12 protein-coding genes are annotated in these 11,659 nt (G+C 67.4%); 8 read left to right on the top strand and 4 right to left on the bottom strand.

Going from position 1 to position 11,659, the window contains the following annotated elements; translation table 11 throughout:
* Positions 1–300: 300 nt before the first annotated feature.
* Together QZH66_RS11605 and QZH66_RS11610 are read left to right on the top strand one after the other, a co-directional pair.
* Positions 301–678 (top strand): autotransporter domain-containing protein, encoded by a 378-nt coding sequence (locus QZH66_RS11605; protein ID WP_305806095.1) that lies wholly within the window; start codon positions 301–303, stop codon positions 676–678.
* A gap of 138 nt (positions 679–816) precedes the next feature.
* Positions 817–1,770 carry a Nudix family hydrolase gene (locus QZH66_RS11610; RefSeq protein ID WP_305806096.1) on the top strand — a complete coding sequence of 318 codons (954 nt, stop codon included), beginning with the start codon at positions 817–819 and terminating at the stop codon, positions 1,768–1,770.
* Here QZH66_RS11610 and QZH66_RS11615 read toward each other — a convergent pair.
* On the bottom strand, positions 1,760–2,380 hold the full coding sequence (locus QZH66_RS11615) for a DUF4124 domain-containing protein (RefSeq protein ID WP_305806097.1): 621 nt from the start codon (positions 2,378–2,380) through the stop codon (positions 1,760–1,762). The genes QZH66_RS11610 and QZH66_RS11615 overlap by 11 nt on opposite strands.
* A 64-nt stretch (positions 2,381–2,444) precedes the next feature.
* Positions 2,445–3,275 carry a methylenetetrahydrofolate reductase [NAD(P)H] gene (gene metF, locus QZH66_RS11620; protein WP_305806098.1) on the bottom strand — a complete coding sequence of 277 codons (831 nt, stop codon included), beginning with the start codon at positions 3,273–3,275 and terminating at the stop codon, positions 2,445–2,447.
* Between the two features lie 206 nt (positions 3,276–3,481).
* Between metF and QZH66_RS11625 the strand changes: the two genes are divergently transcribed.
* The 4 genes from QZH66_RS11625 to QZH66_RS11640 all read left to right on the top strand — a co-directional run bounded on the left by QZH66_RS11625 (position 3,482) and on the right by QZH66_RS11640 (position 7,234).
* Positions 3,482–4,417 carry an alpha/beta hydrolase gene (locus tag QZH66_RS11625; RefSeq protein ID WP_305806099.1) on the top strand — a complete coding sequence of 312 codons (936 nt, stop codon included), beginning with the start codon at positions 3,482–3,484 and terminating at the stop codon, positions 4,415–4,417.
* A 92-nt stretch (positions 4,418–4,509) separates the two neighbouring features.
* On the top strand, positions 4,510–5,517 hold the full coding sequence (locus tag QZH66_RS11630) for a histidine kinase (RefSeq protein WP_305806100.1): 1,008 nt from the start codon (positions 4,510–4,512) through the stop codon (positions 5,515–5,517).
* On the top strand, positions 5,514–6,254 hold the full coding sequence (locus QZH66_RS11635) for a LytTR family DNA-binding domain-containing protein (RefSeq protein WP_305806102.1): 741 nt from the start codon (positions 5,514–5,516) through the stop codon (positions 6,252–6,254). Before QZH66_RS11630 ends, QZH66_RS11635 begins: the two co-directional genes overlap by 4 nt.
* Before the next feature lie 98 nt (positions 6,255–6,352).
* Positions 6,353–7,234, top strand: a complete 882-nt coding sequence (locus QZH66_RS11640; protein ID WP_305806103.1) for a TIGR01777 family oxidoreductase — start codon at positions 6,353–6,355, stop codon at positions 7,232–7,234.
* Between the two features lie 128 nt (positions 7,235–7,362).
* Here QZH66_RS11640 and QZH66_RS11645 read toward each other — a convergent pair whose 3' ends face one another.
* Positions 7,363–8,115, bottom strand: coding sequence for a hypothetical protein (locus QZH66_RS11645; RefSeq protein WP_305806104.1), 753 nt, complete (start codon positions 8,113–8,115; stop codon positions 7,363–7,365).
* A gap of 192 nt (positions 8,116–8,307) precedes the next feature.
* Here QZH66_RS11645 and QZH66_RS11650 point away from each other — a divergent pair, with 192 nt between their 5' ends.
* Positions 8,308–9,930, top strand: a complete 1,623-nt coding sequence (locus QZH66_RS11650) for an APC family permease (protein ID WP_305806105.1) — start codon at positions 8,308–8,310, stop codon at positions 9,928–9,930.
* 219 nt (positions 9,931–10,149) lie between these two features.
* Positions 10,150–10,704, top strand: a complete 555-nt coding sequence (locus tag QZH66_RS11655; RefSeq protein ID WP_305806106.1) for a DUF3228 family protein — start codon at positions 10,150–10,152, stop codon at positions 10,702–10,704.
* Positions 10,705–11,144: 440 nt separating this feature from the next.
* On the opposite strand, the gene QZH66_RS11660 is transcribed toward QZH66_RS11655, so the two are convergent.
* Complete coding sequence (locus tag QZH66_RS11660; RefSeq protein ID WP_305806110.1) at positions 11,145–11,555, bottom strand: DUF1801 domain-containing protein; 411 nt, start codon at positions 11,553–11,555, stop codon at positions 11,145–11,147.
* Between the last annotated feature and the right edge of the window lie 104 nt (positions 11,556–11,659).

Below are 11,659 nucleotides of genomic sequence, written 5' to 3' on the forward strand. Positions count from 1 at the left end.
CACAGCCGGTCTATGCCGTCGTTGTTGACGGCGCCGGTTCCACTCGCCGAACCGTGTGATGATTGACAGACGCCCCGCTTGAAGCGGGGCGTTTTTTTTTTGGACGTTCCAGGCGGGATACACGCCTGCGCCAGGGCGCTGCGCCGCACGCGCTGAAACAGGTGCAGTGCGCGCTGATTTTTTTGCGCGATCCGGTTCCAGTTCGCCGCGCCAATGTGACCGCGCCCGCGAACTCGGAGAATTGGGAAAAATCCCCAGGGGTTGCAGGGGATATCCGTACCCGGAATTCGCGGGGGTGCCATGGGCACCCGCCTGTCCTCGGACGCGGCCGTGGAGGCCGGCGGCAGTGCCGCGTTGGCGATCGCGGCCAGCAAGGACGGGATGTGGACCACCACCGCCGGCGTGCGCGCGTCGTGGAATATCAGCGGCGGCCAGCAGCATGGCGCGCGTCCGGAAGCCGGGCTGGCCTGGCAGAACGCTGCCGGTAACTGCGGGCCGAATCCCGGCACCGCTTCGTGGCCGGCAGCAGCGCGTTCAGGGTCGGTGGCGTGCCGCTGGCCCGCAACGTCGGCGCTGCCGAGCTGGGGGTGTCGGTCAACACTTCCGACACCAGCCACCTGGCGATGTTTGCCCAGGGCCGGGCGGGCGACGGCCAGCGCGAAGTGGCTGTGCAGTTGAACTGGACGCTGGCGTTCTGGGCGGCGTCCGTTCCGCCACCTCGTAGCACCACACCGGGCTCCGCAAGGGGCCCGGTGCCGGTCGGCTGTGGCCGGCGCCCATTGCATCGTCGTCGCGGTTTTCGGCATGCTCTGCGCCATGCATTCCCCTACGCGATCAATCCATGTCGTGGCCGGCGTGATTACCGACGCCCGTGGCCGGATTCTGCTCAATCGCCGTACCGGCGACAGTGACATGGCCGGGCTGTGGGAATTCCCCGGCGGCAAGCGCGAGCCGGGTGAAACCTCCGAACAGGCGCTGGCGCGCGAGCTGCACGAGGAGCTGGGGATCGAGGCGGAAATCGGCGACTGGCTGATGGAGATCCCGCAGCTCTACCCGGACAAGCGGCTGCGGCTGGAGGTGCGCCGGATCACCCGCTGGACCGGCACCGCCCGCGGGCGCGAGGGCCAGGCAATCACCTGGGTGGCGCCGGAGAAACTGGAGCGCTATTCGATGCCGCCGGCCGATGTGCCGGTGGTGGCGGCGCTGCGTCAGCCGGATCGTTATCTGGTCACGCCCGAACCGCAGGCGGGGCTCGACACCTGGCTGGAGCAACTCGGCCGGGCGCTGGAATCCGGCATCCAGCGGGTGCAGCTGCGCACGCCCGTCAGCGGCGACCGCGTGGCGTTGGCGCGCGCGGCGGTGGAACGGCATGGGCGCCATGCGCAGCTGCTGCTCAATCGCGATATCGCCCTGGCACGCGAGCTGCGGGTCGGCGTGCATCTGGGCGCCGAGCAGTTGCTGGCGTTGCGCGAACGTCCGGTGCCGGCCGGGCAGCTGGTGGCGGCGTCCTGCCACGATCTGGCCCACCTGCGGGCCGCGCAGCGGCTGGGGTGCGATTTCGCGGTACTGGGGCCGGTGCAGGCCAGCGCGTCCCATCCCGGGGCCGCGGCGCTGGGCTGGGAGGTGTTCGAGCAGTTGCGCGAGCAGGTGTCGCTGCCGCTGTACGCCATCGGTGGGCTGGGCGCGGAGCATATCGGTGAAGCGCGGCGGCATGGCGCCCAGGGCATTGCCGCGATCCGCGCGCTGTGGCCGGCCGCCCTTACAGGCTGATCCAGAAACAGTTGTACTGGCGGCGCAGCCCGAGCACCGTGCGCGAGGGCGTGCTGCCGTTGCCCAGGGTCTGCTCCAGGCGCAGGCCGATCGGGCGCGGACGGCGGTAGGCCACGCTGTTGTCCGCGGCCGGTGCCGGTGCCGCCGGCTGTGCGCCGGGGTCGACCGGGGTGCCATCGCTGTAGGTGAAGGGCAGGGCGGCCGCCGGCTGATAGGCGGGCGCTTCGGCAAACACTGGGGCGATATCCACCAGCGGCCGCTGCACGATGGCTTCCAGGCGGTCCAGGACCCGCGCCGCCGCCGCATTGGACAATCCGTTCCACAGGTACACGCTGGACAGGCGGTTCACGTCACGCGCCTGCACCGCCGAGTTGATCTGCGCCACCAGGTCGCTGAGCCGGCGCGCGCAGCTGTCGCGGTACAGCCCATTGCCACCGGCATCGCGCGCGGCGGCGGGTAGGCGCGCGGTGGCGCCGAGGTCTTCGCAGCGGCGGTCGCTGTAAACGGTTTGCCCCTGCGCGCCGGTGCAGCGGTTGACCTGCTGCGCCCACCCGGGGGGCGCGGCGACAAGGCCGGCAACGATCAACGACAGGAGCGGCAAAGGGCGCATCCCCGGCAGGGTAGCGGCCGCAGCACCTTGCCGGAAGTGATGATGGGGCGTTGTGCTGGCGATATCAGGCGCTGCGCAGCCGCTGCAGCACCGCGCCGGTCGGCTTGGCCAGGTTGAGGGTGTAGAAATGCAGCGCCGGGGCGCCGCCGGCAATCAGCCGCTCGCACAATGACGCCACCACGTCGGCACCGAAGGCGCGTACCGATTCGGCATCGTCGCCGTAGGCCTGCATGCGCTTGCCGATCCAGCGCGGAATCTCGGCGCCGCACTGCTCGGAGAACCGGCGCAGCTGGCTGAAGTTGGAAATCGGCATCACCCCGGCAATGATCGGCACCTGCACCCCGAGCTTGCGCACCGCGTCGACAAAGTGGAAATAGGCGTCGGCGTTGTAGAAATACTGGGTGATGGCGGCATCGGCGCCGGCGTCGATCTTGGTCTTGAAGTGGCGCAGGTCGGCCAGCGCGCACGAGGCCTGCGGATGGGTTTCCGGATAGGCGCCCACTTCGATGCGGAACGCATCGCCGTGCTCGGCGCGGATGAATTCGATCAGTTCCGAGGCGTAGCGCAGGTCGCCGGGAAACCCCATGCCCGAGGGCAGGTCGCCGCGCAGCGCAACCAGCCGTTTCACGCCGATCGCGCGGTACAGCTTGAGCAGCTCGCGGATCTCCTCGCGGGTGCCGCCCACGCACGACAGATGCGGCGCCGCTTGCAGGCCGTGGTGCTGGTTGAGGTGGCGCACCGTCTCGGAGGTGTAGCTGAGGGTGGAACCGCCGGCGCCGAACGTGCACGACACGTACTCCGGTGCATGCACCTTGAGCCTGGCGGCGGTGCGGTCCAGCTGCGCGCGCTGGTCATCGGTCTTGGGTGGATAGAACTCGAAGCTGAGGGCGGTCATGGCGGTGAGGGCCGGGTCAGAACGGGAATGGGGCAATCATATCTCTCCATCAAGATGGATGTGCAATAGTTTCGCCGGTAGCCCGTGCCGCCCTCCATCCGCCGCCATCGCCGCTCACGGCCCGCTGCGGCCGCCGGTCATGTTTATTGCAGCCGGTGGCCGCGGTTGGGCGATGCTGGCGTCCACATCCACACAGGGAAACGACCATGCTCCGCATCCTTCCGCGCTCGCGCCGACGCTCTCCGGCCGCCCTTTTTGCCGTGTTGATGGCGGCCGTCCTGGCCCCGGCGCTGGCACATGCCACCGCCCCCGGCAACTTCCAGGGCATGCAGGTGGAAGTGGTGGGCAAGGGCCTGCCGGTATTGATGATTCCCGGCCTCAACAGTGGCGCCGACAGCTGGCGCGACACCTGCCAGGCGCTGCAGCCGCAGGTGCAGTGCCATCTGGTCACGCTGCCGGGGTTTGCCGGCCAGCCCGCGGTGGACGATGCCGCCTTCCTCACCGGCATGCGCGATCGCCTGCTGGCCTACATCGCCGATCGCAAGCTGGCCGCACCGGTCGTAGCCGGGCACAGCCTGGGCGGGATGCTGGCGTTGCAGATGGCGCTCAAGCAGCCGCAGGCGGTGGGCAAGCTGGTGATCGTCGATTCGCTGCCGTACTTCGGCGCCGCGCAGAACCCGGCCGCCACCCCGGACACAATGCGGCCGATGGCCGAACAGATGCGCGCGGGCATGTTGAAGGTGGATCAGGCCAGCTACCTGCAGCAGGCCGAGGCGTCGGTGAACGGCATGGCCCACGAGCCGGCACGCATCGCCACACTGAAAGCCTGGAGCCGCAGCAGTGATCGCACCGCGACCGCAAACGCCATGTACGAGATGATGGTGACCGACCTGCGCGGCGAGCTGGGCGCCATCAGCGCGCCGACGCTGGTGCTGGGCAGCTGGGCGGCGTACAAACCGTATGGGGCGACGCAGGAATCCACCCGTGGCATCTTCGCCAGCCAGTACGCCAGGCTCGACGGCGTGCGGATCGAAATGAGCCAGGCCGGCTACCATTTCCTGATGTGGGATGACCCGCAGTGGCTGCAGGCGCAGATGCGTGATTTCCTTGCGTTGCCGGCCAGCGCCAAGGCGGGCAGCTGAGCCCGCGCATTCGATCGACAGGGGGCAACGTGGCAAGCGGCAGGCATCGCGACAGATTCTGGTGGCTCAACGCGCTGGCGTGGACACCGTACATGGCGTTCAACCTGCTGCTTGGCGGCATCTATGCCGGCTGGAGCTCGGGCATGGTGCTGATCGCGTTGCTGGTCGCGGTGGGCCTGTACCTGAGCAGTGGCGCGCTGCGCGCGCTGGCGCTGCGACAGGGCTGGTTGCAGCGCGATGGCGTTGCGCTGTCGCTGCGGTTGCTGGCGGGCATCGTGGCGGGGGCCACCGTCACCCAGCTGTGGACCGCCGCGATGCTGCTGCCCGCACTGCGGCTGGGCTGGGTCAGCCTGTCCGGTGGCCACGCCGACTACCGCCCGGCGGCCATGTTCGGCTACTGGCTCAACACCGCGATCATGCTGGCATTGTGGGTTGCCGCCTGGACCGGCTGGCGGGCGCTGCGCCGGGCGCGTGACAGTGAACTGGCCCGCCTGCGCGCCGAAGCCCAGCAGCTGACGCTCGAGCACGACGCCCTGCGGGCACGGCTCAATCCCCACTTCGTGTTCAACGCGCTCAACAACCTGCGCGCGCTGATCAACGAAGATCCCGCCCGCGCCCGCGAGATGGTGACCCGGCTTTCCAGCACGCTGCGGCATGCGCTGGAACACAACCGCGGCGAGTGGGTGACGCTGGCCGAAGAGCTGCAGGTGGTGGACGACTACCTCGCCATCGAGGCGGTGCACTACGAAGAACGGCTGCAGGTGCAGCAGCGGATCGAACCCGCCGCGTTGCAGGCACGGTTGCCGGCGATGGCATTGCAACTGCTGGTGGAAAACGCGATCAAGCACGGCATCGCCGTTACCGCGGGCGGTGGCGCGCTGACGATCCACATCGGGCTGCGCGACGAGCAGCTGCACATCGAGGTCGGCAACCCCGTCAACGCCCGCAGCAGCACCTCCGGTCACGGCGTCGGGCTGGCCTATCTGCGTGCGCAGCTGGGCATGCGATCCGAGGGTATGGCGGCCGGCGCGGCACGCGGCCGCTTCACGCTGCAGCCGCAGGGGGGACGCATGCAGGCACAACTGGAGATCTGGCAATGAGCGCACGGCTGCGGGTATTGATTGTCGATGACGCCCGGCTGGCCCGGCGCGAACTGCGCACCCTGCTCGAAGCGCTGCCGTGGGTCGAGTGCGTGGGCGAGGCCGATGACGTGCCGGCCGCGCGCGCCGCCATCGCCCGGCTGCATCCGGACCTGCTGCTGCTGGATGTGCAGATGCCCTCGGGCAGTGGCTTCGACGTGCTCGATGGCCTGGAGTGCGTGCCGGCGGTGGTGTTTGTCACCGCCTACGACCAGTACGCGGTGCAGGCCTTCGACGCCAACGCACTGGATTATCTGGTCAAGCCGGTGGCGGCCGAACGCCTGCACGCGGCGCTGGAAAAAGCACGCGAACGTGTCCGCCACCCGGCCACAGCGGCACCGGCCACCACCGCGCGTGAGAAGCTCGGCGCCGAGGACCAGGTGTTCCTGCGCGAGGGTGAGCGCTGCTGGTTCGTGGCACTGGGCGAAATCAGCCGTGTCGTGGTCGATGGCAATTACGCGCGGCTGTGGTTCCGCGACCAGAACGCGCTGCTCGCGCGCAGCCTCAGCGCACTGGAGGCGCGGCTGGAGCCGGCGTTGTTCTTCCGCGCCAACCGCAACACGCTGGTCAATCTGCGCATGGTGCGTGCGGTGGAGCCGTCGATCGCCGACGGCTACGAGCTCACGCTCAAGGATGGCAGCCGCGTGGAAGTGTCGCGGCGACAGGCGCGCGAACTGCGCGAGCGTCTGGCCCTGTAGCCGCCCGCGCCCGCGGCACCGGCCATTGCCGTCATCAGCACGGGATCCTCCCCGCCGGCTGGTTACACTCGCCGCGTCTTTTTTGTGGAGCGCGGCTCATGCAGATCCTGATCACTGGCGGCACCGGCTTCATCGGCCGCGCGCTGTGCGCCCGGCTGCAGCAGTCCGGGCATACGCTGACCGTGCTCACCCGGAATCCAATGCGTGCCGCGTTGCCGGGGGTGCGCTGCATCGCCACGCTGGAGGACGCCGGTCCGATCCATGCGGTCGTCAACCTGGCCGGCGAGCCGTTGGCGGAGGGGCGCTGGAGCGCCGCGCGCAAGCAGGAATTCCGCGATTCGCGCATCGGCACCACCGCGCGCCTGGTGCAGTGGATGGCGCGCCAGTCGCAGTGCCCACGGGTGCTGATCTCCGGTTCGGCGCTGGGGTACTACGGCCCGCGCGATGACACCGTGCTGGATGAAAGCGCTGCGCCCGGCGAGGATTTTTCCGCGCAGCTGTGCCGCGACTGGGAAGCCGAGGCGATCAAGGCCGAGACGTTGGGCGTGCGCACCTGCCGTGTGCGTACCGGCGTGGTGCTGGCGCGTGATGGCGGCGCCCTGGCCAGGATGTTGCCGCCGTTCCGGCTGGGCGCTGGCGGGCCGATGGGCGACGGCCGGCAATGGATGAGCTGGATCCACCGTCAGGACCTGCTGCGGCTGCTGCAATGGCTGCTGGAAACCAACACTGCCCACGGTGCCTACAACGGCACCGCGCCCGAGCCGGTGCGCAATGCCGATTTCGCGCGCGCGCTGGGCCAGGCGCTGCATCGTCCGGCGCTGTTGCCCGCTCCCGCCCTGGCGTTGAAGCTGGCCTTCGGGGAAATGGCGCAACTGCTGCTCACCGGCCAGCGCGTGGTGCCGGCGCGTGCCCTGGCCGAGGGTTTCAGCTTCAGCTATCCCACGCTGGATGCCGCCTTGGGCGACATCCTCGGCGGCTGAGTCGAGGCCGCTGAAAAGGCCCCGGTGCGGGCGGCAGCGCTGACCTCCGCGGCGACTGCTGTAACCTCGCGCCGCTGCGCCTGGCGATTGGCGGCCATCCCGCACCGGCGTTCCGTATCGCCGCCGCTTCAGTGCTGCCGGATCGCCGCGCGCTGCGGCAGCCATGCAATGCACAGGCCGATGGCCAGCAGCAGTACCGCGGTGGCGGTGTAGCGGCTCAATGCCAGCCCGCCATGATCGAGTGGCTTGTCGAGGAAATCGCCGACCACCGCGCCCAGCGGCCGGGTCAGCACGAAGGCGATCCAGAACAGGGCCGTGTGCGAAAGCCGCGTCCACCGGTATGCCATCGCCACCAGCAACAGCGCGCTGCCGAAAATCACGGCGGCGCCCAGATAGCCCAGTCCCGCCGAGTCCGCCGTCCAATCGCCCAGCGCGGTGCCCAGCGTCTGCGAGAACATGATGGTCAGCCAATAGAACAGCTCCGAGCGCGGGCTGGACACGGTGCGGACATCGATCGATCCCAGCGAGCGGTGCCAGGTGAACAGCGCGGCCAGCAACAGCGCCAGCAGCAGCGTGCTGCCACCGGCGTAGCCGATGCCCAGCGAACGGTCGGCGAAATCGGCCAGCGTGGTGCCTACCGTGGTCGAGGCGATGATCGTCAGCCAGTACAGCGTCGGCCGGAACGTGGTGGCGCGGATCTGTGCGGCCACCGCCGCCAGGAACAGCGCCATGAAGATGATCGTGCCGATGGCGTAACCCAGCCCCAGCGACATCGACACCGCATCGCCGCCGGTTTCGCCCAGGGTGGTGGCCAGGATCTTGATGACCCAGAACCCGAGGGTGACTTCGGGCACCTTGCTGGTCGCCAACGTGCTTGCCATGGCCTGCAATCCATCAGGGGAGAGGGGGCCTACGATGCGGGGGGGGAAGTCGGAGCGCTGTCAAAAGTGCCGACGCAAAAGGGCGGCGCCCGCCTGGCCAGTGCCGGAGCAGCGTGCGAGGACCGCTTCACGGGGCATCTGCAATCATCGGCCGTGTGCCGTGCCGGCACCGCTGGATTTCCAGGAGTGACCATGACCAGCTCCAGTGCCATTCGCCGGGACGTCGGTCCCTTCGCGCTGATGCTCACCGGCCTGGGCTCCATCATCGGCTCGGGCTGGTTGTTTGGCGCATGGCGCGCGGCGGGCCTGGCCGGCCCCGGCGCCATCTGGGCGTGGCTGCTGGGTGCGGCCATCATCCTGACCATCGCGCTGACCTATGCCGAACTGGGCGCGATGTTTCCCGAGTCCGGGGGCATGGTGCGCTACGGCCACTACTCGCATGGCTCGCTGCTCGGCTTCATCGCCGCATGGGCGAACTGGATCGCGATTGTGTCGGTGATTCCGGTCGAGGCCGAAGCCTCGGTGCAGTACATGGCGTCATGGCCGTGGCAGTGGGCGCAGGACCTGTATGTGCTGATGCCCGATGGCCATGGTGAACTCACCGCGCCGGGGCTGTGGATAGCCGCGGCGCTGGTGGTCATCTATTTCCTGATCAATTACTGGAGCGTGAAGTTGTTCGCGCACTCCAACAGCCTGATCACCGTGTTCAAACTGCTGGTGCCGGCGTTGACCGCGGTGGCGCTGATCGCCAGCGGCTTCCATCAGCAGAATTTCTCGGTGGGTCTGCATGGCGCCGGCAGCGCCGTGCTGGATTTCCCGGCCATCCTGACCGCCATCGCCACGGCGGGCATCGTCTTCAGCTTCAACGGTTTCCAGAGCCCGGTGAACCTCGCCGGGGAGGCGCGCAATCCCGGGCGCAGCATTCCGATGGCGGTGGTGGGCTCGATCCTGCTGGCCACGGTGGTGTACGTACTGCTGCAGGTCGCCTATCTCGGCGCCGTGCCGCCGGAAATGCTGGACAAGGCCGGATGGCATGGCGTCGATTTCCGTTCGCCCTTTGCCCAGCTGGCGCTGCTGCTCAACCTGCATTGGCTGGCGATGCTGCTGTACGTGGATGCGTTCGTAAGCCCGAGCGGCACCGGCATGACCTACACCGCCACCACCGCACGCATGATCTACGGCATGCAGCAGAACGGCACGGCGCCAGCGGTATTCGGGCGCATCCATGCGCGTTCGGGAGTGCCGCGTCCGGCGATGTGGTTGAACCTGGCGGTGTCGTTCCTGTTCCTGTTTTTCTTTCGCGGCTGGGGCACGCTGGCAGCGGTGATTTCGGTGGCGACGGTGATCTCCTACATGACCGGCCCGATCAGCGCGATGTCGCTGCGTCATACCGCCCCCGGCCTGCATCGCCCGCTGCGTGTCCGCGGTTTGCCGGTATTAGCCGGCGTGGCGTTCGTCCTGGCCACCGAGCTGCTGTACTGGGCACGTTGGCCGCTGACCGGCGAAATCATCCTGTTGATGGCCGTGGCGTTGCCGGTCTACGGCTATTACCAGGCCAAGGCGGGCTGGCCGGACTTCGGCCGCCATATCCAGGGCGCGCTGTGGCTGGTGTGCTATCTGCCGCTGTTGGCGCTGCTGTCGTGGCTGGGCAGTACCACGTTCGGCGGTAGAGGCTACCTGCCCTATGGCTGGGACCTGCTGGTGGTGGCAGTGCTGGGCGTGGTGTTCTACCTGTGGGGTATCCGCTCGGGCTGGCGCACCACATCGGTGGACGATGCGGAAACCCGGGGCCATCCCGATCACATCGCGGGCTGAGTCGAGGTGGCGTGATTGCTCCACCGGGGTGGTGCGATTTCACGATCATGGCGTGACCGGGAGTGCCGGCTTCTGACTTCTGGCCGTGGTGCGTGCTGTCCGATATCGACGATGTGTACAGGCAGAAGCGGGGGCGGCGCACGTCGGCTGCGAGGCGCCTCATGCGCAACGGTCATGCCTGATGGCCGACAATGACGGCAGTTTCCGTCCGGTCCCGTCATGTCGATCTTCCTCACCCCGTTCGCCCGTACCCGCCTGTTCCCGCGCACCCCGCGCGCCAATACCATCCAGGACATCACGCCGGAGCAGTTCGAGCAGCATCTCAACGCGCATCCGCCGTTGAAGGTGCTCGATGGCTACGCGCCGTTCTGCAAACTGCACGTGCACCGCAACTGGACCTCCACGCGCTGCCTGACCGTGCCGATCACCGATGACAACCGCCACCGGCTGCGTTCGGCCTACGAGGCCCGCAGCAAAGAGGAACTGCCGGTACTGGTGCGCTGGTTCGAAGGCGTGGAGCCTCCGGTGGCCGACTATCTGGTGGTGATCCTCTACAGCCGTGAACAGCTGGCCAGGGAAGGTTTCCCCATCGAGGCCGAGTGGGGCGTGGTCGGCTGCATCTATACGGCCGAGCCGGAAGAAGTGCCGATGGCGCCGATCACGATGATGCGCAACGCACTGGGCGTGGAGGAGGGCGGCTCCGGCGTTGCGATTGACCGCGAGGCCTATGCCCGCGCCGTCGCGTTCTGGGACAACAACGCCAACTGGCGGTGAACTTTCCCCGCTTGGACATGGCACTCTTTTACCGGCCGCCGGTTTTCTCGGAAGTGTCCTTGGAAACGGATACACCCCTTGTTAGCTGCCAGAGCCGGAAGCTTTTGCAAGGGCATCTGAAAGTTCCATTGCCTCTGCCCTGGATAACGTAAGAGGCATCCAGTTGAAATTTGTACCGACCCGAAGGGTCAGCTCAATGGCCACGGCCTTATCCGGGTCGCCAGACTCAAGCTCTGACACCGGGATCTTGAGTGGAAATCCGGTTGAATGCGCTGCGGCAACATTTGCGACAGAGTGTTTGATGCGAGCGCCAATCAGAGCGCCGCGCGGCCCGCCACAACGAATGCCTTGAACGACAAAAAAAGCGCCACTGCCGCGACTGGCGACAAAAAGAGCAGCTGTGAACCCTCCATAGTCACCTGACGCCAGTTTGACCCGCGCTACGAAGCGGCGCCGGTTTGAATGAATTGTTGGCCATCGGCATCGCCCTGGTTCAGGACGACAGCTGCTCGCACCAGTTGAAGAATGGCCTGCTCATCCAGTGGATCTGACTGCTTCAGATCGATGGCGCGACGCACCTTGCCATCCAGGCTGGCATTGAACAACCCATGCGGATCGACCAGGCTGGCACCTTTGGCGAAAGTGAGCTTTACCTTGTCCTTGTAAATTTCGCCGGTGCAAATTATTCCGTGGTCTGACCAAGTGGTGACGCCTGACGGGTTGGAGGGCTTCTTCCACTTTCGCTCTTCAACCGCATCCGGTGCGGCTTGCCGGATCAAGTCGCGTAGCTGGCTCAAACGCTCAGCCCGCCAATCTCCAGATGCGGTCGATTTGCTTCTTGTCACAGTCATCGAATCGCTTCCTATGAGGTCTGATGCCAGATTCAAGCCGGGTTGCGGAGCAGCTTTGACTTGAATGAGTAAAAAGGAGACTTCCCCTCCGACGGCATCGCCGT

The sequence above is a fragment of the Stenotrophomonas sp. YIM B06876 genome (genome assembly GCF_030711595.1).
Lineage (GTDB): Bacteria > Pseudomonadota > Gammaproteobacteria > Xanthomonadales > Xanthomonadaceae > Stenotrophomonas.

Coding starts and splice junctions, on each gene's coding strand:
- QZH66_RS11635 (WP_305806102.1), top strand. CDS start 5,514: ATGAGCGCACGGCTGCGGGTATTGATTGTCGATGACGCCCGGCTGGCC.
- metF (WP_305806098.1), bottom strand. CDS start 3,275: ATGACCGCCCTCAGCTTCGAGTTCTATCCACCCAAGACCGATGACCAG.
- QZH66_RS11615 (WP_305806097.1), bottom strand. CDS start 2,380: ATGCGCCCTTTGCCGCTCCTGTCGTTGATCGTTGCCGGCCTTGTCGCC.
- QZH66_RS11645 (WP_305806104.1), bottom strand. CDS start 8,115: ATGGCAAGCACGTTGGCGACCAGCAAGGTGCCCGAAGTCACCCTCGGG.
- QZH66_RS11655 (WP_305806106.1), top strand. CDS start 10,150: ATGTCGATCTTCCTCACCCCGTTCGCCCGTACCCGCCTGTTCCCGCGC.
- QZH66_RS11650 (WP_305806105.1), top strand. CDS start 8,308: ATGACCAGCTCCAGTGCCATTCGCCGGGACGTCGGTCCCTTCGCGCTG.
- QZH66_RS11625 (WP_305806099.1), top strand. CDS start 3,482: ATGCTCCGCATCCTTCCGCGCTCGCGCCGACGCTCTCCGGCCGCCCTT.
- QZH66_RS11640 (WP_305806103.1), top strand. CDS start 6,353: ATGCAGATCCTGATCACTGGCGGCACCGGCTTCATCGGCCGCGCGCTG.
- QZH66_RS11630 (WP_305806100.1), top strand. CDS start 4,510: ATGGCGTTCAACCTGCTGCTTGGCGGCATCTATGCCGGCTGGAGCTCG.
- QZH66_RS11660 (WP_305806110.1), bottom strand. CDS start 11,555: ATGACTGTGACAAGAAGCAAATCGACCGCATCTGGAGATTGGCGGGCT.
- QZH66_RS11610 (WP_305806096.1), top strand. CDS start 817: ATGCATTCCCCTACGCGATCAATCCATGTCGTGGCCGGCGTGATTACC.
- QZH66_RS11605 (WP_305806095.1), top strand. CDS start 301: ATGGGCACCCGCCTGTCCTCGGACGCGGCCGTGGAGGCCGGCGGCAGT.